This window comes from Paenibacillus sp. J31R120 (assembly GCF_056269225.1).
The window spans coordinates 139913-159435 of the sequence record NZ_JBWDNN010000003.1 but is presented as its reverse complement, the minus strand read 5'-3'; the positions used below and the strand labels follow the sequence as shown (position 1 = coordinate 159435).

Genomic DNA, 19523 nt, shown 5'->3' with positions numbered 1-19523 from the left:
GAGGATGACAATGACTGAATGGAGCAGCAAGGCGGCGCCGAGCAGGCGACCGCTGAATGTATTCGAAAGTCTGGAATCTGAAGTAAGAAGCTATTGCAGGAGCTTCGAGACGGTATTCGTAAAAGGCAGCAATGCGCTGCTGCAGGATCGCGACGAGAGGGAGTATATCGATTTTTTTGCAGGTGCAGGCGCGTTGAATTATGGACATAACAATCCGCATATCCGCACGAAGCTGATCGATTATTTGCTGGAGGACGGCATCACGCACAGTCTGGATATGGCGACGGATGCAAAGGAAGCCTTCCTGCTCCGATTCCAGGAGACGATTCTGAAGCGGCGGGGACTATCCTATAAGGTGATGTTCCCAGGTCCTACCGGCACAAATTCGGTCGAGAGCGCCTTCAAGCTCGCCCGCAAGGTGACGGGGAGAACCAACATCATCTGCTTCACAAATGCGTTCCATGGCATGTCGCTTGGCTCCTTGGCCGCGACTGGCAACGCCTTCAAGCGCAAAGGAGCCGGAGTGCCGTTGCAGGGTACGACCTTCCTGCCTTATGACGGATATCTGGGGCCGCTCGTCGATACAACAGCTCTGCTGGAGAAGCTGCTCCAAGATCCCGGCAGCGGACTTGACTTGCCTGCAGCTGTCATTGTGGAGACGCTGCAAGGCGAAGGCGGCTTGACTGCTGCAAGCGGCAAGTGGCTGCGGAGCCTTGAGCGAATATGCCGTGAGCATGGCATTTTGCTTATCATCGATGACGTGCAGATGGGCTGCGGGCGAACAGGAACCTTCTTCAGCTTTGAGTCCGCAGGTATAAAGCCGGATATTGTATGCTTGTCCAAGTCAATTGGCGGCTACGGATTGCCAATGGCTCTCACATTGATCAAGCCCGAACATGATATCTGGCAGCCGGGTGAGCATAACGGCACGTTCCGGGGCAATAATTTGGCTTTCATTGCCGCCTCCGAGGCGCTTCGTTATTGGGAGGACGACCGTCTAGCGAACCAAATCCGTAATCGAAGTGATGTCATCGCCGAGTTCCTGGGACGGATGGCTTCAAGATATAGCGATAAAATTGCCGAAGTCAGAGGCAAAGGAATGATACAAGGTCTTGTCTTCCATCAGCCGGAAGACGCTTCCCGATTATGCAAGCTTAGCTTCGAGCGAGGCGTCATTATGGAGACATCGGGCCCACGCGATGAGGTTGCGAAGCTGATGCCGCCGCTTACCATTGAAGCCGGGGTGTTGCAGAAGGGGCTCCAGCAGATTGAGGAGGCCTTGTCCAATCTGTATGCCAGCATGAAGCCGAAAGCGGCATTGCAAGGGAAAAGCTAAAGATTGAAAGGAAGGGTGATCCATTATGATCGTGAAACATCTGGAGGATATCAAAGGCACTTCTCACGATATCGATACGCCTACATGGAATTCCAGACGCTTGCTGCTGAGGAAGGACGGGATGGGCTTCTCCATGCACGATACGGTTATCAAGGCCGGGACCGAGACCCTAATCTGGTACCGGAATCATGTGGAAGCTGTGTATTGCGTGGAAGGCGAGGGTGAAATACAAGTCGTCGGCGGGGAGACGTATCCGATCTCGCCCGGCATGCTGTATGCGCTGGACGGCCATGAGAAGCATCTTCTGCGCGCGCGAAGCCAGCTCCGCATGGTCTGTGTGTTCAACCCGCCGCTCACCGGTGCTGAGGTTCATGATCAAGACGGCGTGTATCCACTAATGGAAGAAGAGAGCGAAGTGCAGCGATAAGAACGATAGGAATGATCTATTTAACCTCATTAAGGATTGAAAATAAAGGAGATGAAGCGAATGAACAGCAACAGGACGAGTACGATTGCAACCGACTGCTACCCCTCGCGGGTAGCGGATGTCCCTTCCATGCAGGAACGTAAGGACCCTGTCGTCTATAGTGAATGGACACCTGATAGTCCTCTTACGGAAGAGCAATCTTCCTTCTATGAAAGGAACGGCTATTTATTTCTGGAGCAATTCTTTTCGGACAAGGAGCTGGAGCTCTGGAAAAATGAGCTGAGCCGGCTGCAGCAGGTTTACCGCGACGGGGAAGATGCTCATGTCATTCGCGAGCCGGCAAGCAGCGAGGTGAGATCGGTATTTGCGGTTCATCAGCATAACGACCTCTTCCAGGCGTTATCGAGGCATCCGAAGCTGCAGGCAATCACTTCCTATTTGTTAGGCTCAGATACATACATCCATCAATCGCGGATTAATTTTAAGCCTGGATTTACGGGAAAAGAATTTTATTGGCATTCGGACTTTGAGACATGGCATGTGGAAGACGGAATGCCGGGCATGCGCGCGCTCAGCTGCTCGATCGCGCTCAGCGACAATTACGCGTATAATGGTCCGCTTATGGTGATACCCGGATCTCACAAGACGTTCATCTCATGCGTTGGCAAGACGCCAGACAATCACTTCAAGGAATCACTGCGCAAGCAGGAGTATGGTGTTCCCGATCATGAGAGTCTCCATTCCATGGCGGAAGAGAAGGGGATTCATATGCCGGTCGGCAAAGCGGGCTCCGTTTTGTTGTTCGATTGCAATCTGATGCATGGCTCCAGCAGCAACATCTCTCCGTTCCCCCGCAGCAATGTCTTTATGGTCTATAACAGCGTAGACAACCGGCTGGTTCAGCCGTATTCGGGACAAAAACCAAGACCTGAATATATCGCGACGAGAATCTAGTGACGAATCCGGTCTGGATTGTCGCCCTCATACTGGGCATTAATATAACGTATGTCTCGATGTTCACCTTGCGGCTCATATTGGTCATCAAAGGGAAACGAACGGCGGCCGCGCTTCTCTCGACTGTGGAAGTGTTCGTCTATCTCGTCGGTCTGCAGCTCGTACTGAACAACTTGTCCACGCCGATTTACATGGCGGCGTACTGCATCGGCTTCGGACTGGGCGTCTATCTCGGCAGCCGGATTGAAGAAGCGCTCGCGCTAGGTTATTCTGTCGTACAAGTCATTGCTGATACAGTCAACACCAGTTTACCGGATCAGCTCCGGGCGAACGGCTACGGGGTAACGGTATGGCAAGGTGAAGGGCGAAGCGGTCCCAGACTTGTCATGCAAGTGCTGGTAAAACGCAGCGCAGAGAAAAAACTGCTGGATTCCATATCGGCGGTGGCGCCAAAAGCATTTGTGATTTCGCATGAACCGAGGCACTTTCGCGGCGGATTCTGGGCAAAGCTGCTTGAAAAATAAGAGTCTGAGTAAGGATATCTTCCAATATGGAGGGTATCCTTTTCTTATGGAATTTCGTTCAAATCGCAGCTTGCTCATGAATTCGCTTACTTGGCGACTTCGAATCATATCCTTGAATTGGGCGCTTGACAGAGGGAAGGAAGGCGACTATTATTTAAATAGTTTAAATATATAGATCTAAAGTTTATAGATCTAAAGTGTTTAGTGCTAAGCAAATATAGAAGGAGGTGTCTCTATGCCAACGCTCGTCAGTCGTTTTCAGCGTTCGGTTACGCAGCTTAACCGGCTCTTCGCTTCAGAAATCGTAGATCGGCTCGATTCCCAAGTAACGGGAACGCAGATGTATATGCTTCATTACATCCGTCAGAGTGAGAGATGCCGGTTGACGGAGCTTGCGGAGAAGCTGGATGTGAAGCCAAGCGCGGTAACGGTAATGATTGATCGATTGGTAAAATCGGATTATGTGGTGCGAACGCATGATACGGATGACCGCAGAGTCATACTGGTCGAGCTTACGCCAACCGGCATTGAAATTTTGGAGAAAGCACAAGCGATGCGTGAAGAAATTGTCGGAGCTTACATTGAAAAGCTGGACCCCGATGATGTCCATAGGGCTACAGAAGTGCTGGAGAAGATGGTGCTGATCGCACAAGCGAACTCCAAATGTCATGGGCGGCATAACCGCTAACGAAATTATGTTTAACTCATACAAAGAGAAAGAAGGAACAGGAACCAATGGAACATTTGTCCCACAAGCGCAAAATTACCATCATGATGGCCATTATTATGGCAATGTTCTTTTCCGCGATTAACCAAACGATCGTCAGTACGGCGATGCCGCGCATCATTGCGGTTTTGAGCGGTATGGAATATTACAGCTGGGTCATCACGATCTATATGCTGACTTCGACGCTCGCTACCGTTCTGGTCGGCAAGCTGTCCGATATCTACGGACGGAAGCCGTTCATATTGGCGGGTATTGTCATCTTTATGATTGGCGCATTTTTAACCGGTTTTTCAAAGGATATTTTTCAGTTGATTATTTATCGCGGTATTCAAGGCGTCGGCGCCGGTATTATTATGGCATCCGTCTTCACAGCAGTCGGCGATTTGTTCTCGCCGCGGGAGCGGGGCAAGTGGACAGGCGTCATGATGGCCGTCTTCGGCTTCTCCAGTGTCATTGGTCCGACGCTTGGCGGCTGGCTGGTCGATAACTTCGCATGGAAATGGCTGTTCTGGATCTTCCTGCCGCTCGGTTTTGTCGCATTCTTCATGATTCTGTTCCTCTTCCCTAAGGTCGAGACGAACAAATCGGAGAAAATCGACTATGTGGGCTCGCTCTTCCTGAGCTTGACGATTATTGGCGTTCTGCTTGGCTTCTCGTGGGCAGGCTCGAAGTATGATTGGGGCTCATGGCAAATCCTCAGCTTGTTCATCGGGGCTGCTGTCTGCCTGGCGATCTTTATCTTCGTGGAATGGAAAGCGAAAAGCCCGGTTCTGCCGCTTCATCTGTTCCGCAACGACATTGTAACGATCTCCAATGTCATCGGTTTTCTGATGAACGCCGGCATGATGGGCGCGCTTATCTACCTGCCGTTCTTCGTACAGGGTGTTGAAGGCATTTCGCCGACTTACTCCGGTTATGTCACCATGCCGATGTCTATCGCCATGGTTATAATGAGTACGATTATCGGTCGTCAAATTACGAAAACCGGCAAATACAAGCGTTATGCAATACTCGGCCTGCCGATTATGATCGCAGGCATGCTCATCATGGCATTCATGAACAGCGTATGGCTCGCGGTTGTCGCGATGATCGTATTCGGTGTTGGTCTTGGTGTAGGTATGCCAGTCTTCTCGCTAACGGTGCAAAATGCGGTCAAGCCTACTGAGCTAGGCGTAGCAACTGCTTCGTCCCAGCTGTTCCGTAACTTGGGCGGTACGATCGGTATTGCGGTGATGGGTACGATCATGCAATCCAGCCTGGTTCGCAACATGACGAAGGAATCGGCCTCGGCTGAAGGGTTCAAGTTTGAGAACATCGATCCGGCGCTTGCCAAGCAATTGGAGATGTTCCACAATCCGGAGATGCTTTTGGATCAGCCGAAGCTGCATGAGCTTCAATCCACATTGCCTGCCGATGTTCAGCCGATTATCTCTCAGCTGATTGAGACGCTGCGCGATGCATTAAGCTCGTCGCTGACAACGGTCTTCCTGGCTGGTACAGCGCTTGTTGCTGTGGCGCTCGTGCTTTCGTTCTTCTTGAGAGAAATTCCGCTCCGCACATCTAATGAGATGCCGGAAGTGAAAGAGAAAGAAAAGGAAACGGACGTGCATCTGAAAAGCCCGGCTAATGCATAAGCAATATTAAAAGAAGCCCTCATTTTTCTCTTCGGTAAAGGCCGGGGAGGGGATGAGGGCTTTTTTTACAGGGTAATAATTTGAAAAAGGGAACACTTGATCGCATCGCTGAATGATGTTAAACTATGGAAGAATCAAGGCGACAGGAACGTCTTGCTTTAGACCATGGTAGGACGGTGTATGACTTGACCACAACGACCACCGAAATCGATGAAGTCATTGCTTATATCCATCAGCATATCTACGATCCGCTGCCGCTTGCGCGTCTCGCAAGTCATGTCTCTTACAGCCCTTATCATTTCACCCGACTATTCAAGGAACGAATGGGCATCTCTCCCATGTATTATGTATCGTCCATACGCTTGCAGAGGGCAAAGGACCTCCTGCTTCAGACCAACCTGAGCATCAGGGATATTAGTCTGGAGATCGGCCAGCAAAGTCTTGGCACCTTCACCACGCGGTTCACGGAACGGGTAGGCATGACTCCTGCACAATTCCGCAACACAGCCAATGACGCTAGCAAGCATCTGCAGTCGCTGGAGCAATTGCGCGATTGGCACACGCCGTTATTTTGCAAGCCGAGACATACTACAGTGAGAGGAATGATTAGCTCCGAGCATCCATTCTCAGGCGTGGTGCTGATCGGACTATTCCCGAAGCCCATACCGGAAGGCTTCCCACTACATGGTACATTACTCGGCTCGCTCGGCGAATTCGAGTTTCCCAATGTCGAACCAGGCATCTATTATTTATTGGCAACAACCATCTCATGGGGCACAGGGGCAATCGATATGCTGCTGCCTCAGTCGACGCTTCGCACGCGGTCTAGGGAAGCTGTCGTGGTCAGTCCTGGCACCGACCCAGCCCCCCTGCATGTTACGCTGCATCCGCCTGCGCTGGATGATCCGCCGATTCTCATTTCTTTGCCTGTTTTGATGAATCACTTCCTGGCACGGGTGCAGAATAGGGAGGAATACCGGGTTTAGAGGCCATTTTCGACGGAAATCGGCAATTTCGTTATTGAGTTAAGCACCCTGTAACGCTTATAATATAGCGAGTATGAAGTCTAACAGAAAAGGTGTTAATTCATGAGCATATTGAATGTAGAACGATTGAGCCACGGCTTTGGAGATCGCGCCATCTTCAACGACGTGTCATTCCGCTTGTTGAAAGGCGAGCACATTGGTCTTATTGGCGCCAACGGTGAAGGCAAATCGACCTTCATGAATATTATTACAGGCAAGCTGCAGCCGGATGACGGCAAGGTGGAATGGTCGAAGCGGATGCGCGTCGGCTATCTGGATCAGCATGCGGTGCTGTCCAAAGGCATGACGATGCGCGACGTGCTGAAGGGCGCGTTCCAATACCTGTTCGACATGGAGCAGGAGATGAACGACATGTACGGCAAGATGGGCGAAGTATCGCCTGAAGAGCTGGAGCGCTTGTTGGAGGATGTCGGTACGATTCAGGATACGCTGACGAATCAGGATTTCTATATGATCGATGCCAAGATTGATGAGACAGCTCGCGGTCTTGGTCTTACGGATATCGGTCTCGATAAGGATGTCAATGATCTTAGCGGCGGCCAGCGCACAAAGGTGCTTCTGGCGAAGCTGCTCTTGGAGAAACCGGATATTCTGCTTCTTGACGAGCCTACCAACTACTTGGATGAGGTTCATATCGAATGGCTGAAGCGTTACCTGCAGGAATATGAAAATGCATTTATTCTGATCTCGCATGATATTCCATTCCTGAACAGCGTAATCAACCTGATCTACCATATGGAGAATCAGGAGCTGAACCGTTATGTCGGCGACTACGATCATTTCCAGCAAGTATACGATATGAAGAAGCAGCAATTGGAGTCCGCTTTCAAACGCCAGCAGCAAGAAATTGCGGATTTGAAGGACTTTGTCGCCCGCAACAAAGCCAGCGTTGCTACCCGCAACATGGCGATGTCCAGACAGAAGAAGCTTGATAAGATGGATGTTATCGAGCTTGCAAAGGAGAAGCCGAAGCCGCAGTTCAACTTCAGAGAAGGCAGAACGGCTGGCCGTGTCATCTTCGAGGCGAAGGATCTGGTAATCGGATACTCCGAGCCGCTGTCTCGTCCGCTTGATCTGCGTATGGAGCGCGGGCAGAAGATCGCCTTGGTCGGAGCGAACGGTATTGGTAAAACAACCTTGCTGCGCAGCATACTGGGTGAAATTCCAGCGGTATCCGGCTCGGTGGAGCTAGGCGACAACCTCGAAATCGGCTACTTTGTGCAAGAGGCGAAGGACGCCAATTACAACACATGTATCGAAGAGATCTGGAATGAATTCCCTTCCTATACTCAATTCGAAGTTCGTGCTGCACTTGCGAAGTGCGGTCTGACGACTAAGCATATCGAAAGTAAAATAACAGTGCTGAGCGGCGGCGAGAAGGCAAAGGTACGCCTGTGCAAGCTGATCAACCGCGATACGAACTTGCTAGTGCTTGACGAGCCGACAAATCACTTGGACGTGGATGCGAAGGAAGAGCTGAAGCGTGCGCTTAAAGCATACAAGGGGAGCATCCTGCTAATCTCTCACGAACCGGAGTTCTACCGTGATGTCGTGACCGAGACATGGAATTGCGAGAGCTGGACCACCAAAGTATTTTAATAGATGAATCAGAGGAGAGGCTCTATTGCGCAATTGATTGCGAATAGGGCCTCTTTTTTGTTAAGGGGAAGGGGTTGTTTGAACGATTCGAAGAAGGGGGGCTATTGTTTGTTTTCAGTTAAGCGGAATTATTGAGCTGCTTCCGTAGTCACAGTGAATGTAATACCGAATGCATCCGTAACGGTGCCAAAGGATGGACTAAAAAACGTAGCTTGTAGCGGATTTACGATATGTCCGCCTATGGAAAGTTTTTCGAATACTTCTGTTGCCCGTTCTGCATTCGGCAGCGTGACACAGACAGTAATATTGTTGCCGCGTGCATAAGGTGATCCAGGGAACGTATCGTAGAGCATAAGTTCCGATTCGCCTATCTTCAGATGAGCATGGGCAATCTTATCTGCCACGGATTCCGGTAGCGGGTATTCTGGATTGGCCGGCATATCGCCGAATGCTTGCTGCATCAGTACCTCAGCGCCTAACACTTCTTGGTAAAATGCGATCGCATCCTTTGCATTGCCCTCCATAACCAGATAAGGTGTAAGCTTAATCGACATAATCAACAACTCCTCTACTAATGTTATAACGCTAGTATACCCTGATCGTTGCATACACATTTCTTCTGAATTGCGATGCTTCATCTTTAATTCAATATTTAAACTACGAGATGATTCTTTGAATTTATAAATCATAGTAGTGGTTTTTGTTTCCAAATGAATAGGCTATTCGTATAATATAGTTAGAAACGAATGGGTGTTACGATAAAAGGCTTGAATACAGGTGATAAGATGAGTAAAAAGATAAATCGTATATCATTATTAACAGGTTTAAATTTTGTTACCTTACTTTGTATCGTAAGCAGTTGCTTTCAATTTGTACGAGCTATAAGAAACAATCTCCTCATCATAAAGGAACAGGGACAAGTTATATCAGATGCTTCTTTTGAGAACTTTTCATTGTATATTGTGGCAAATGATATTATTTATGCAGAGTTTTGTTTATCTCTCGTCATTGCAATAGTAGGCTTGTTCTTTAATGTCATTAATTATTTATATAGTTTAATCGCTATTGCAAATGGGAAGGCCTGAAAAATTATTAAGTTGCACAAACGCGATGTGAATATTGGCAAAGCTGACAGCGTACTTAAATCAACGATGAAGGAAGGTGTTCCTAATGAAATCCAAATGGGATAAATGGGAGCTAACACGAGCCAAAGGCAAGAAAAACTACGTGCTTTGGAACGGAGTAATAGGTTGGGGAATTCCGACCGGACTATTATTCTCTGCAATCTCGACTTATATCAATCACAAGGAGTTTGTTTTCAATCAGGATTTTTATCAGACATTAATAATATCGCTGGTGATTTTTTCATTAGGCGGACTCGTTTTCGGATTATGGACGTGGAGCTGGACGGAGAAGATGTACCGGAAGTATAAGGGAAACTCATAGTTGAGGTGAAAAACTAATTGCGGATCTTATGGGACTTTGACGGCACTCTATTTGATACATATCCGGCGTACTCGAGTATTTTCAAGAATATTGTTGGGGACATTGCGAGTGAGCAGGAAATTCTGAAGCAGCTTAAGATATCGATTACACACGCGATAAAACATTTCGGATTAACGGATGACCAGATTCATTTATTTGTGGATAGAGCAAATCAATTACATCCCAGTATGACGCCGCGATTCCCTTATGTAGAACAAGTTTTATTATTCGCCGAGACAAATGTAATGATGACACATAATACACGGAAAGAAGTCAACTCCACGCTAAGATACTATGGGATGGAGTCGTTGTTTCAAGATATCATTTCAAGTGATGATGGGTATCCCCGAAAGCCTGATCCTGCTTCTTATGAAGTGTTACATAGAAGGTACGGGCTAGATCTTGTTATTGGCGATCGTGAAATTGACATCTTGCCAGCCAAAGCGTTAGGGATCAAAACGTGTTTATTCCAGAATCCTACACCTGGCGCTGATTATTATTTGAATTCATATGAGGATTTTTTTGAATCATTAAGTTTATTGAGATAAGTGCAGTTGCTTTATTATCTGATATAAAAGGACGTGGTGTTCATGATCTTTGTGACAGGGGATTTGCACGGTTACACCGATATCAGTAAGCTGAACTCAAGATGTTTTGCGCAAAACACCCTTTTGTCCAAACAAGATTATGTTATAGTGACAGGTGATTTTGGACTTGTATGGGATAATAAAAATGATGAATTATACTGGCGGAAATGGCTAGGAAAGAAGAACTTCACGACACTATTTATAGATGGAAATCACGAAAACTTTAGTTTGCTCGAACAGTATCCTGTTGAAAATTGGAATGGCGGTAAGGTTCATAAGATTACCGATAGTATTCTACATTTAATGAGAGGGCAAGTGTATGATATTGATGGAACTATAATTTTTACATTTGGCGGAGCTGCCTCGCATGATAAGGAATTTAGGAAAGAAAACTTTAATTGGTGGGCGCGGGAAATGCCAAATCAAGAAGAATATTCGGAAGGAATACAAAGTTTGCTTCAGCATGATTGGACCGTTGATTACGTTATAACACACACATGTCCAACTTCAACCCTTGAAGTGTTAAGGCAATGCATAAATACTACAGTGGAACAGGATCCACTGATCAACTACTTAGAAAATATAAAAGTGAGATTAAGATTCAAGCATTGGTACTTTGGTCATTTCCATAATGATATTCAAATAGATGATCAAATGACTCTAATCTATCAGCGTGTTGAAGCACTGCAATCGACGTAATTTTTCGCAGTAGGTTGATAGATAGTTGAACTGAGGAAATAAGAAATGCAAAATAGATAACGTGTCATTCAAACTTATCAGGAGCTTGATGCGCCTAAATCGCAGATTCAAATCATTCAAGGACTCATTCCGGCAATTGATCCATTTTGTATTGTAGATGTGGCTGCTTTTGACAAGATTAAAGTTCAACTAGAACACTCCAACTATATATTTCAACAATTGAGCCAGGCATCCTTATTATTGAAAAATGTTATGAAAGCTTGATTGATCTATAAAACGCAAGCATCGCTAATCGTTAGCAGGAGGTTCCGATGGCAGTCCAAACGAAACTGCAAATCGTAACAGAAGTAATTAATAATTGGGACCCTATTAGACTGCTTGACGGCGGGGCGCCGTTAGGTGAATATAACCCGGAAATAAGGGGTATTTGGGAGCAGCAGATTGAATTCATGACAGAGTTCGAGCTTGCCATTTTTATGCAAGAACTGTTTGAACAATACATAAGTATTAAACCAGCCACACTTCCAACTTTAAAAGCAGCGATGGAGATTTCCCGCAGACTGAAGGAAAGTTTGGACACAGAGGAAATGTAGAAATGATTAATGAAGATAGACTGTCATTTAAAGTTCGGATTGAGCAAAGGAAAGAATATAAAAGCATTTCCCAATACAAGCGCATCTTGGCAACTGTAATTGATTCCACAATTGTGCGGGATTTTCGGCTGCGGAGGATTCTACGTAGATGTCCTGCACAACAAGCAGTTCATTAAATGGTCGATGGATCAGAATCCTTTTGAGGGGGGAATATCGTCTTTACCTCATTCTTTTTCCTTCAGCCGAACCACTATGATGAATGCTGCCAATGCGTTGATTCAGAACTTGGAACAATTAAACGTGTTGCTCCAGGAAAATGACCTGTCTGTATGCTACGATACGGATTACTACAATGGGATTTTAAATAGCTTTAGATAGGGACATTCCGTTTGTTGCGTCTCAATATCTGAAGGAGACATATTCAATGAGCAAACTTCTAAGAAGCAACATCTTTGCAAGTGTATTTATGTCCCCTTTTATTATCAGTATGTTCTTGCTACAACACTTTTTGTTCTGGGTTATATTTTCAATATACTTCTTGTTAATGGGTATATATTTAATCCTTTTAATGATTACATCGGATTCGGATCAAATACCTAATCGATTTAAAAGAGTTTGGGCTAGAACAACAGTAGGTATAGCCGGAACAGGGCTCATTGTTTTTTTTGCTGCTGTTTTCTCACCCGTAGTGTTGGACATTGGTCCTTATCTACGCAATGAGTTTAAGGTTGCTACGGGAAAGCAGATTGATTCCACTGTCATTTCTACAAAGGGTATATTCTTGTGGCAAAACCTTATTATTAAAGATAAAGGTCTGACTGCAATTCGGCTAAAAAATGTTTATCCAATCGGCGATCATGAGGTTTATCGTACGATCAAAGCCGTGTACTTGCCCCATTCTAAATATATCTTAGAGCTTTGGGTAATGGTGGAGTAAGGTATGTGACAATGGATTCATTGGAAGGGACGGTATGAAGATTCTATTTCCAGCAATCATTTTATGTTTGTTTTTAATCATGTCTATCTGGAGCTTCATTGAAGGGGTTCGCAACCGCTCTCGATTTGTAATTCAGGATAGACTGATATATATTCTAATCGTTTTTACTGTCTTTTGTGGGATAACCATATTTCCATTGCATGCGTCAATAAAAGAAGAGCCTATGCTATTTGCCATAGCTGCATTTATGGTAGCGTTAGTTTTGGGCAATGTTATTTACTATACAAAGGTAGAACGTGTTCGTAATGTCTTGGAAATCAAATTCAGAATATTAAAGTATATTTTATTCTCGTTTGCACTTTTGGCTGTTGTTGCATTTCTATCAGGGATAACGAATTAGAAAGGATGTGAAGGAATGAATCCATTCAAGCAGATTCTTGCAACAGAAGACGAGATTAGAGAAATCATCGGTCTTCCTAGTGAAGTGGTGCAGAGGAAAACGATCCATGAACTGGATAGTCACTGCCGAGATTTTATCGCGATGTCTCCACTCTTATTCATGGCTACTTCTGATGCACAGGGCAATTGCGATGTATCTCCACGTGGAGATGCGGCCGGTTTTGTGTACATACTCGACAACTGTCATATGGTTATCCCTGAGCGACCGGGCAACCGTCGGATCGACTCGCTTCGAAACATTCTCTCCAATCCTAGAGTAGGGTTGATTTTTCTCATACCCGGACTTGAAGAAACGCTTAGAGTGAATGGGGAAGCTTATGTAATTAAGGATGATGAGCTATTGGAACAGATGAAAGCAAACGATAAGAAACCGCTTCTCGGCATAGGCGTTCGGGTCGATGAAGCCTTTATCCATTGCGCCAAGTCCTTTAAACGCTCTGGTGCGTGGAATAAGGAGTCTTGGTCAGATCAAAATCGACTGCCCTCCATACCGCATATGATATCTGCACATGTAAATTCGGAGCCATTTACGGTAGAGAAGATTAGGGATGGGCTGAAAGAGAGTTATGAGAAAAGGTTGTACTAACAAATGATACAAGCTAGCTAATCTGAGAGGATAAAATAGGTTCAGGAAATGAGGAAGATAGAAAGAGGGAATAACATGGCTTTTATGCGGGGAATAGAATTATGCAAAAGATTTCATTTTGAATTTATTGAACCATTGCTTGCTAGCCATTTCCCAAGTCTACTATACTCATCGTCATTAATTGGTCCAGGAAGTGAAGTACTCGGCTTTGATACCGAAATGTCAATGGATCATGACTGGGGACCAAGAGTGGTATTGTTTCTTCAGGCAAAGGATATGGATTCGGCAAATGATATCCGAAAAGCTCTAATTACCAATTGCCCTCAACCGTTTTACGGATTTCATGTTGACTTGAATCAAACAGTATTCACTTCACTAGCTCAGTTTCTTCAATCAAAGCTTGCAATAGATATGGAGAAGAAGATTGAAGAATTAGACTGGTTGACGTTTCCATCGCAGGTTTTGGCTGAATTTGTTGGCGGCGAAGTCTTTCGCGACGATACAGGGCAGCTTACCGGGATTCGCACGGAATTAAAGTACTATCCTCACGATGTATGGTTATATATGATGGCTTCTGTTTGGCATAGGATCGGTCAAGAAGAGCATTTGGTACTAAGAGCTGGATATGTAGGGGATGAGCTTGGATCATCTGTCATTGGTTCAAGATTGGTAAGAGATATCATGAACTTATGTTTCTTAATGGAACGTCGATACGCACCCTATCCCAAATGGTTCGGCACTGCATTCAAAACGTTAGATTGTGCAGATGAGTTGCTTGATGTTTTGCATGCCATTCAATCATCTATGACATGGAGAGAGCGAGAACGCTCTTTATGTAAAGCATATGAAATCATAGCGCGCATGCATAATCGCCTAGGCATTTCCGAAATGGTATCCGAACAGGTCACTCCCTTTTACGAACGGCCTTATAACGTGATCCATGGCTCTGCTATTGCAAATACAATCGTTAGTCAAATCACAGATCCCATGATACGAAAGCTATCCCAAAAACGCCTAATAGGCGGGATCGATCAAATATCTGATAACACGGATTTTATCAGTATGAGTCAATGGTGCCAGCAGCCAACATCAAACAATGTTTTACGCGAACTGTATAACCAGATTCTAGAGACATCGTAACTGTACTCATTTGCAAAACTACCCTGATGGAACAGCGTGCTCTTAATTTAGAGACGCTGTTTTTTGTGTGATTTTGGAAATCATAACAACTTTTCCTTTAACCATATCGTCTAGAGAATAGGTGCTGCAAAAAGTGGACTGACAATGATTGTTGTAGCTATTTTGCTAATCATGGGATTTTCATTTGTTGGACGGTCTCGAATGGTGCGAAAAGAAAGTAGCAATATGCTCTTATGGTTGGGATGGATAATTGTAGTAATGGCCGTATTTCTTATTTTGTTTTTGGTGACGAGCAATTTGCATGAAGCTGCTCATCGTGTGGGGCATTGAAATGAATGAAGCCAAGTACATAGGGGGTTAGTGAGTAATGAAATTTCTTGCAGGTCTACTGTTGCTAGCACTAATTGGTTGTGCTGCGGTCGGTCCCGAACAGGAGGAAAAGCCGGTTGCATTTGATTTTGTGTTCTCATATGGCGTGATGAACAAAAACGTATTGGATACGGTTCAAGGGACATATACCAAAGATCTTGTGAAGAACGGCACCAGCTCGACTAAACTGCACTTATCCGATAATGAAAAGAAGCAAGTGTATGCGTTAATGCAAGAAATCGGGTTATTTGATTATCCGAATGAACTTGAAGGAATGAACATTAAACCGTCTTCTGGCTACACTTTTCAAATCTTTGTAGATGGCAAAGAGCAGAACATTCGTTGGGAAGGCGAATTCAATGAAACCAAATCTCATAGAGAGTTTCAACGACTGACGGATACGATTATAGAGATGATTAGAAATAAAGAGGCTTATCAAGCATTGCCGGAGAGTGACGGCTATTATCTGTGAAAATTTGCGTGAAAAGGGGCAATGAAGATGAAAATTTGGGTTTTAATGATAATAATAAGTTCTGCTTTAGTGCTAGCAGGATGCAATGCCAGCACGGAAAAGCTGGAAGAGAAGAAGAGCTCTTCCCAATACAATATGGGGAATCCAACACCTCAAGAGGTGTTAGAAGGAAGACCAGATGCCAACATTATGATGGTTCAAGATATCGTACTTCTTTCAGGCATAGATTGGGTGAATGAGGAAGAGCTAACAAAGGACGCATTGCTGCTAGAGATTACTTTGCAAACGGATGATGCAGCCAAGTTTGTAAACGGTGCTGCTAATAAATTACCTGTTGGGACGAAAGTTTATCGTGTGAAAGAGCGTGGAGATATCTTAATTGCAGACACGGATAAAGGTGATGTTAGATATTACAAGTTAGTTGAAGGATAGTAGTGAAAAAGAGGAAAGTGCTGAGGGGACAGTATGTCATTGAAGATTAGAGATTCGGTAAAAGCGATTGTTATCCAAAACAATGCGTTGCTAGTCGTGTAACGAGTTGGATCAGGATTTGAATCTGAAGGTCACATGTAAGAGGTACTTAAGACTATACTAAAGCGAGAGGTACTGAGTGATGAAGTTGTTTCATTTTAGCGAGGACTCGAACATTCCTTATTTCGAGCCAAGGACGATCTATAATCAGACTGAAGCACAGGTTTGGGCGATTGACGGATACCACGCTCCACACTACTATTTTCCAAGAGAATGTCCTCGGATTTGTCTATGGACAAATGAAGAAACATCGGAAAGGGATATTGCGGATTTCTTCGGAATGTCAACTTCACGCAGAATGGTCGCGATTGAATCGAGATGGTATGAGCGGCTGAGTGCGGAACGTATTTATCGGTATACGTTTGAGTCGGATTGTTTCAGAGAACAGGACGTGAATGCGGGATATTATGTCTCTAATCAAAAAGTAGTGCCATTTGCGGTGGAGCGGGTGGATAATCTGTTCGCTGCCATTTTGAATGAAGGAATTGAGATTCGGGTTATCCCTTCTTTATTACCAATGAGAGACAAGGTACTGGAATCGACGATCGCTTTCTCTATGATTCGGATGCGTAATGCGCAGGAGAATGGTTAGACCTACGTACATGATCGAATGAAATGAGGAAATGCATTTGAAAAAAACTACCGTTTTCATATTCATTTTCATTACTCTTCTGCTAATGAGCTGTTCTTCATCCAAAGATCCCTACCATGAGCTGCGTAAAAGTACGATCCTAGTTGATGCTCTTGGCACCAAAAATACAAAAAGAATAGACCAGTTCATGACAGCCATTAGTCAACAGAAGAGTGATGAGATCGGAATCGTTCATTATACCGTTGAGGGAGCCCCCATCGTTCAAGAGTTAGCTTTTGAAGGCGGCGATTATATTCGTTACTCATACGATAATTCAAGAGATAAGTATGGAGCGGATTATTCAGCCAGCACAACATGCCGCAGCTTGGAAATAAGACAGTCGGTAGAGGAAGATATTCATATCAGCAACTATGTCCTTACTGGCTGTGATGAAATCATCGGAGCCAGCGTTGGGGATGTGATATATGTGCTGACGTTGAGAAACTAAAAAGATGCGGAGGTAATAGGATGGAGATTGTATTTATTAGCCATGGGCACGGTGAGCATCTTGTCGATTATCCCATCAGATTCTATCAAGCAGCAATCATTTCATCATTTCAGCAGCAGTAGGCCCCCGTATGTTCCCTCAAATGCACGACACACCTAGTCATTTATGCGATATATCTTATTCTGTTAAAGAGATCATGCAATTATATCCAGATATCTCTATGCTCAATTGTGAAAGGGTGCCAGGTAGAGAAGGCATTAATAAGTTGGGTCATCAGTTATTCAAAGAAATAGCTACTGACTCTTTTAGCTGGTGCCGCGAAAGAACGAAGCGGCTCTTAATTATTTCACATGATGGGACGATAAGTAATTATAGGGTATATTTTGGTGAGATGGGATTGACTCGGAAGGACTTTCTTGGCGAAGCCGGAATATATCAAACTTATATCTGACAAAGGGAAGTGTATTGATGGAAACGCAGTCGCAGGCCATACCAGAAAATCGGCCTTACCCGCAGTTAATCTCTGGGTTAGGGGGCTGGCTGGTACTGGTTCAAATTGGCCTCTATGTCACCATGCTTATCTTGGTTTATCAAGTGATGAGCACGGTCAGCATTTTTGGAGACGGGACATGGGAGCTTTTTGCGGACAAAAGCTCACTGATTTATCATCCGATGTGGCAACCGCTCATCCTGTTTGAAATTATCTACAATGTTTTATTTTTTGCTTTTTGCATCTTCATTTTAGTATGTTTTTATAGCAAAAAAGCGATTTTGCCACGGTTGATGATCATTTACTTTGGCATCAGCTTGCTAGTTGTCATAGTTGATTACATCCTACTTATGCAAATTCCATTTGCACGAGATTTGGAGGATGCCAGTTCAATCAAGGAAATAATTAGATCGGCTGGTACTTGCCTGATTTGGATTCCCTATTTTATAAGATCAGTTCGTGTTAAAAATACATTTATTCATAAGTGAATTCGGATAAAGAATCTTCATGATAGACTTGATTCTGGATAATATTTGAATTATGGTGGGAGGAGACATTAGATCTCCTCTTTTTTGTTTTCGTGTATCGAATCGCTATTTATTTTCTATCGGTAAATAAATATCAATGGTGTTGTCTTCCTGGTCAAAGGAAGCCTTAGGAGCCCAGTACTCAAAATCGAAACACCGATTGATGCAGAGTTCTTGTTCGCTTATCCAATCATAGGTTTGACCTATTTCGTCTTCCGTTCCACGGTGTGTCACTTTTACAAATGAGCCAGCAGGAATCGTATGGTTTACAAACTCTTTCGATTTTTGCCCGAATTCGTATACTTCCACTGCTACCATACTTGTAAATGGAACATCAGGGGTCCATTGCTCATCCGGATAAATCTGAACTAAATACATACCATCATTTTTCTGATTCGGAATTTGATGACGTTTTTCTAATAGCCATTCACGTAATTGGACGACAATGCCTTCCTCCAAATCTTGATTCAGAGATACTACAACTTGAAAACCAACCAACTTGGTGTCAGTTCGTTCCACTTTTTTCTGTACTCGTAACATAGAATTACAACTCCTTCATGACATCAAATTCAATTTAATGCCAACTAAGCATTGAGAGACTATTATACGTTACCTTTTTGCGAAAATCCATTTTGAGGAACCTATCTTACCTAATTTTTAACAATTTAAGGACAAGGGTGATGGCATTGTACGATTTTTCAGAATTGGAAGGAAAGCGCGTTCGACTCATCCCGCTAGAAGAAGAGCATATTATGCCGCTTTTCACATGCTCAAGAGACCCAGAGATTTGGGCTCATTTCCCTTATCGAATTGATAATGTAGAAGGGATGAGTGCATTCGTACAGCAAGGCTTGGAAATGAGAGAGCGTAAAGAACAGTTCCCCTTTGCGATATATGACAAGGAACTGGAGGCGTTTGTAGGCTCTACAAGGTTTTTGCGCATCTCAGAAAGCCATCAGAATCTGAATATAGGAACGACCTGGTACTCTCCTGCCGTTTGGAGAACAAGGGTCAATACGGAATGCAAATTTTTGATGCTCCAATATGCTTTTGAAATGCTGAAGGTGATCAGAGTTGAGATCGTCACATCAACCGATAATATACGGTCTCAGCGAGCAATTGAACGATTAGGGGCAACTAAAGAAGGGACCCTTCGAAAGAAATATTACAATTTGGATTACGTGATTTATAGCATAATTGCTAGTGAATGGCCTTTGATCAAAAACAAATTGGAACAATTTCTTGCTGAGTAGTTCGTTGCTTAATGAAGAACGTCCTGTAAGAAAGGGGGCGAAGTGTTTCACTATCTATCTGTACATAAA

Annotated in this window: 23 protein-coding genes; 21 read left to right on the top strand and 2 right to left on the bottom strand. The window is 44.5% G+C overall.

Annotated features, from left to right (window positions below):
* The first annotated feature begins 10 nt into the window (after window positions 1-10).
* The 8 genes from ectB (at window position 11) to AC0YNW_RS13030 (ending at window position 8247) form a co-directional block, all read left to right on the top strand.
* Window positions 11-1336 carry a diaminobutyrate--2-oxoglutarate transaminase gene (gene ectB, locus AC0YNW_RS13065; protein WP_475832372.1) on the top strand — a complete coding sequence of 442 codons (1326 nt, stop codon included), beginning with the start codon at window positions 11-13 and terminating at the stop codon, window positions 1334-1336.
* A 25-nt stretch (window positions 1337-1361) separates the two neighbouring features.
* A complete protein-coding gene (locus AC0YNW_RS13060; RefSeq protein WP_387473209.1) occupies window positions 1362-1763 on the top strand; it encodes an ectoine synthase in 402 nt (133 codons plus the stop codon).
* Between the two features lie 60 nt (window positions 1764-1823).
* Window positions 1824-2717: an ectoine hydroxylase gene (gene thpD / locus AC0YNW_RS13055; protein WP_475832371.1), complete on the top strand. Its 894-nt coding sequence runs from the start codon at window positions 1824-1826 to the stop codon at window positions 2715-2717.
* Window positions 2717-3241 (top strand): DUF2179 domain-containing protein, encoded by a 525-nt coding sequence (locus AC0YNW_RS13050; protein ID WP_387473204.1) that lies wholly within the window; start codon window positions 2717-2719, stop codon window positions 3239-3241. Before thpD ends, AC0YNW_RS13050 begins: the two co-directional genes overlap by 1 nt.
* Window positions 3242-3476: 235 nt before the next feature.
* Complete coding sequence (locus tag AC0YNW_RS13045) at window positions 3477-3929, top strand: MarR family winged helix-turn-helix transcriptional regulator (protein ID WP_387473202.1); 453 nt, start codon at window positions 3477-3479, stop codon at window positions 3927-3929.
* Window positions 3930-3976: 47 nt separating this feature from the next.
* On the top strand, window positions 3977-5602 hold the full coding sequence (locus AC0YNW_RS13040) for an MDR family MFS transporter (RefSeq protein ID WP_475832370.1): 1626 nt from the start codon (window positions 3977-3979) through the stop codon (window positions 5600-5602).
* Between the two features lie 185 nt (window positions 5603-5787).
* Window positions 5788-6588 (top strand): helix-turn-helix transcriptional regulator, encoded by an 801-nt coding sequence (locus AC0YNW_RS13035; protein WP_387473197.1) that lies wholly within the window; start codon window positions 5788-5790, stop codon window positions 6586-6588.
* A gap of 102 nt (window positions 6589-6690) precedes the next feature.
* Complete coding sequence (locus AC0YNW_RS13030) at window positions 6691-8247, top strand: ABC-F family ATP-binding cassette domain-containing protein (protein WP_387473195.1); 1557 nt, start codon at window positions 6691-6693, stop codon at window positions 8245-8247.
* Window positions 8248-8375: 128 nt separating this feature from the next.
* On the opposite strand, the gene AC0YNW_RS13025 is transcribed toward AC0YNW_RS13030, so the two are convergent.
* Window positions 8376-8801 carry a VOC family protein gene (locus tag AC0YNW_RS13025; RefSeq protein ID WP_475832369.1) on the bottom strand — a complete coding sequence of 142 codons (426 nt, stop codon included), beginning with the start codon at window positions 8799-8801 and terminating at the stop codon, window positions 8376-8378.
* A 616-nt stretch (window positions 8802-9417) separates the two neighbouring features.
* Here AC0YNW_RS13025 and AC0YNW_RS13020 point away from each other — a divergent pair.
* The 12 genes from AC0YNW_RS13020 to AC0YNW_RS12965 all read left to right on the top strand — a co-directional run bounded on the left by AC0YNW_RS13020 (window position 9418) and on the right by AC0YNW_RS12965 (window position 18162).
* On the top strand, window positions 9418-9693 hold the full coding sequence (locus AC0YNW_RS13020) for a hypothetical protein (RefSeq protein WP_475832368.1): 276 nt from the start codon (window positions 9418-9420) through the stop codon (window positions 9691-9693).
* A gap of 17 nt (window positions 9694-9710) precedes the next feature.
* Window positions 9711-10280 (top strand): HAD-IA family hydrolase, encoded by a 570-nt coding sequence (locus tag AC0YNW_RS13015; RefSeq protein ID WP_475832367.1) that lies wholly within the window; start codon window positions 9711-9713, stop codon window positions 10278-10280.
* A gap of 42 nt (window positions 10281-10322) precedes the next feature.
* The gene (locus tag AC0YNW_RS13010; RefSeq protein ID WP_475832366.1) at window positions 10323-11018 is read left to right on the top strand and encodes a metallophosphatase; all 696 of its coding nucleotides are present in this window, start codon (window positions 10323-10325) and stop codon (window positions 11016-11018) included.
* 311 nt (window positions 11019-11329) lie between these two features.
* Complete coding sequence (locus AC0YNW_RS13005; protein ID WP_475832365.1) at window positions 11330-11611, top strand: hypothetical protein; 282 nt, start codon at window positions 11330-11332, stop codon at window positions 11609-11611.
* A 424-nt stretch (window positions 11612-12035) separates the two neighbouring features.
* Complete coding sequence (locus AC0YNW_RS13000) at window positions 12036-12548, top strand: hypothetical protein (RefSeq protein ID WP_475832364.1); 513 nt, start codon at window positions 12036-12038, stop codon at window positions 12546-12548.
* A 415-nt stretch (window positions 12549-12963) separates the two neighbouring features.
* Window positions 12964-13593 (top strand): pyridoxamine 5'-phosphate oxidase family protein, encoded by a 630-nt coding sequence (locus AC0YNW_RS12995; RefSeq protein WP_475832363.1) that lies wholly within the window; start codon window positions 12964-12966, stop codon window positions 13591-13593.
* Between the two features lie 75 nt (window positions 13594-13668).
* A complete protein-coding gene (locus AC0YNW_RS12990; RefSeq protein ID WP_475832362.1) occupies window positions 13669-14733 on the top strand; it encodes a DUF4037 domain-containing protein in 1065 nt (354 codons plus the stop codon).
* 367 nt (window positions 14734-15100) lie between these two features.
* Entirely contained in the window at window positions 15101-15574 is a 474-nt protein-coding gene (locus tag AC0YNW_RS12985; RefSeq protein ID WP_475832361.1) for a hypothetical protein, read from the top strand.
* A gap of 27 nt (window positions 15575-15601) precedes the next feature.
* The gene (locus AC0YNW_RS12980) at window positions 15602-16006 is read left to right on the top strand and encodes a hypothetical protein (RefSeq protein WP_475832360.1); all 405 of its coding nucleotides are present in this window, start codon (window positions 15602-15604) and stop codon (window positions 16004-16006) included.
* Window positions 16007-16187: 181 nt separating this feature from the next.
* A complete protein-coding gene (locus AC0YNW_RS12975) occupies window positions 16188-16697 on the top strand; it encodes a DUF6886 family protein (RefSeq protein ID WP_475832359.1) in 510 nt (169 codons plus the stop codon).
* 37 nt (window positions 16698-16734) lie between these two features.
* Entirely contained in the window at window positions 16735-17184 is a 450-nt protein-coding gene (locus tag AC0YNW_RS12970; protein WP_475832358.1) for a DUF4362 domain-containing protein, read from the top strand.
* Between the two features lie 468 nt (window positions 17185-17652).
* Entirely contained in the window at window positions 17653-18162 is a 510-nt protein-coding gene (locus tag AC0YNW_RS12965; protein WP_475832357.1) for a DUF2569 domain-containing protein, read from the top strand.
* Window positions 18163-18267: 105 nt separating this feature from the next.
* Here AC0YNW_RS12965 and AC0YNW_RS12960 read toward each other — a convergent pair whose 3' ends face one another.
* Window positions 18268-18741, bottom strand: a complete 474-nt coding sequence (locus AC0YNW_RS12960) for a GyrI-like domain-containing protein (RefSeq protein WP_475832356.1) — start codon at window positions 18739-18741, stop codon at window positions 18268-18270.
* A 140-nt stretch (window positions 18742-18881) separates the two neighbouring features.
* On the opposite strand from AC0YNW_RS12960, the gene AC0YNW_RS12955 reads away from it, so the two are divergent.
* The gene (locus tag AC0YNW_RS12955; protein WP_475832355.1) at window positions 18882-19454 is read left to right on the top strand and encodes a GNAT family N-acetyltransferase; all 573 of its coding nucleotides are present in this window, start codon (window positions 18882-18884) and stop codon (window positions 19452-19454) included.
* Window positions 19455-19523 lie beyond the last annotated feature (69 nt).

Bases quoted from the DNA above. Each gene is read 5' to 3' on its own strand.
- AC0YNW_RS13020 (WP_475832368.1), top strand. From the start codon at position 9,418: ATGAAATCCAAATGGGATAAATGGGAGCTAACACGAGCCAAAGGCAAG.
- AC0YNW_RS13005 (WP_475832365.1), top strand. From the start codon at position 11,330: ATGGCAGTCCAAACGAAACTGCAAATCGTAACAGAAGTAATTAATAAT.
- ectB (WP_475832372.1), top strand. From the start codon at position 11: ATGACTGAATGGAGCAGCAAGGCGGCGCCGAGCAGGCGACCGCTGAAT.
- AC0YNW_RS12960 (WP_475832356.1), bottom strand. From the start codon at position 18,741: ATGTTACGAGTACAGAAAAAAGTGGAACGAACTGACACCAAGTTGGTT.
- AC0YNW_RS13045 (WP_387473202.1), top strand. From the start codon at position 3,477: ATGCCAACGCTCGTCAGTCGTTTTCAGCGTTCGGTTACGCAGCTTAAC.
- AC0YNW_RS12980 (WP_475832360.1), top strand. From the start codon at position 15,602: ATGAAAATTTGGGTTTTAATGATAATAATAAGTTCTGCTTTAGTGCTA.
- AC0YNW_RS12975 (WP_475832359.1), top strand. From the start codon at position 16,188: ATGAAGTTGTTTCATTTTAGCGAGGACTCGAACATTCCTTATTTCGAG.
- AC0YNW_RS13025 (WP_475832369.1), bottom strand. From the start codon at position 8,801: ATGTCGATTAAGCTTACACCTTATCTGGTTATGGAGGGCAATGCAAAG.
- AC0YNW_RS12955 (WP_475832355.1), top strand. From the start codon at position 18,882: ATGGCATTGTACGATTTTTCAGAATTGGAAGGAAAGCGCGTTCGACTC.
- thpD (WP_475832371.1), top strand. From the start codon at position 1,824: ATGAACAGCAACAGGACGAGTACGATTGCAACCGACTGCTACCCCTCG.
- AC0YNW_RS13010 (WP_475832366.1), top strand. From the start codon at position 10,323: ATGATCTTTGTGACAGGGGATTTGCACGGTTACACCGATATCAGTAAG.
- AC0YNW_RS12965 (WP_475832357.1), top strand. From the start codon at position 17,653: ATGGAAACGCAGTCGCAGGCCATACCAGAAAATCGGCCTTACCCGCAG.
- AC0YNW_RS12985 (WP_475832361.1), top strand. From the start codon at position 15,101: ATGAAATTTCTTGCAGGTCTACTGTTGCTAGCACTAATTGGTTGTGCT.
- AC0YNW_RS12995 (WP_475832363.1), top strand. From the start codon at position 12,964: ATGAATCCATTCAAGCAGATTCTTGCAACAGAAGACGAGATTAGAGAA.
- AC0YNW_RS12990 (WP_475832362.1), top strand. From the start codon at position 13,669: ATGGCTTTTATGCGGGGAATAGAATTATGCAAAAGATTTCATTTTGAA.
- AC0YNW_RS13030 (WP_387473195.1), top strand. From the start codon at position 6,691: ATGAGCATATTGAATGTAGAACGATTGAGCCACGGCTTTGGAGATCGC.
- AC0YNW_RS13000 (WP_475832364.1), top strand. From the start codon at position 12,036: ATGAGCAAACTTCTAAGAAGCAACATCTTTGCAAGTGTATTTATGTCC.
- AC0YNW_RS13040 (WP_475832370.1), top strand. From the start codon at position 3,977: ATGGAACATTTGTCCCACAAGCGCAAAATTACCATCATGATGGCCATT.
- AC0YNW_RS13060 (WP_387473209.1), top strand. From the start codon at position 1,362: ATGATCGTGAAACATCTGGAGGATATCAAAGGCACTTCTCACGATATC.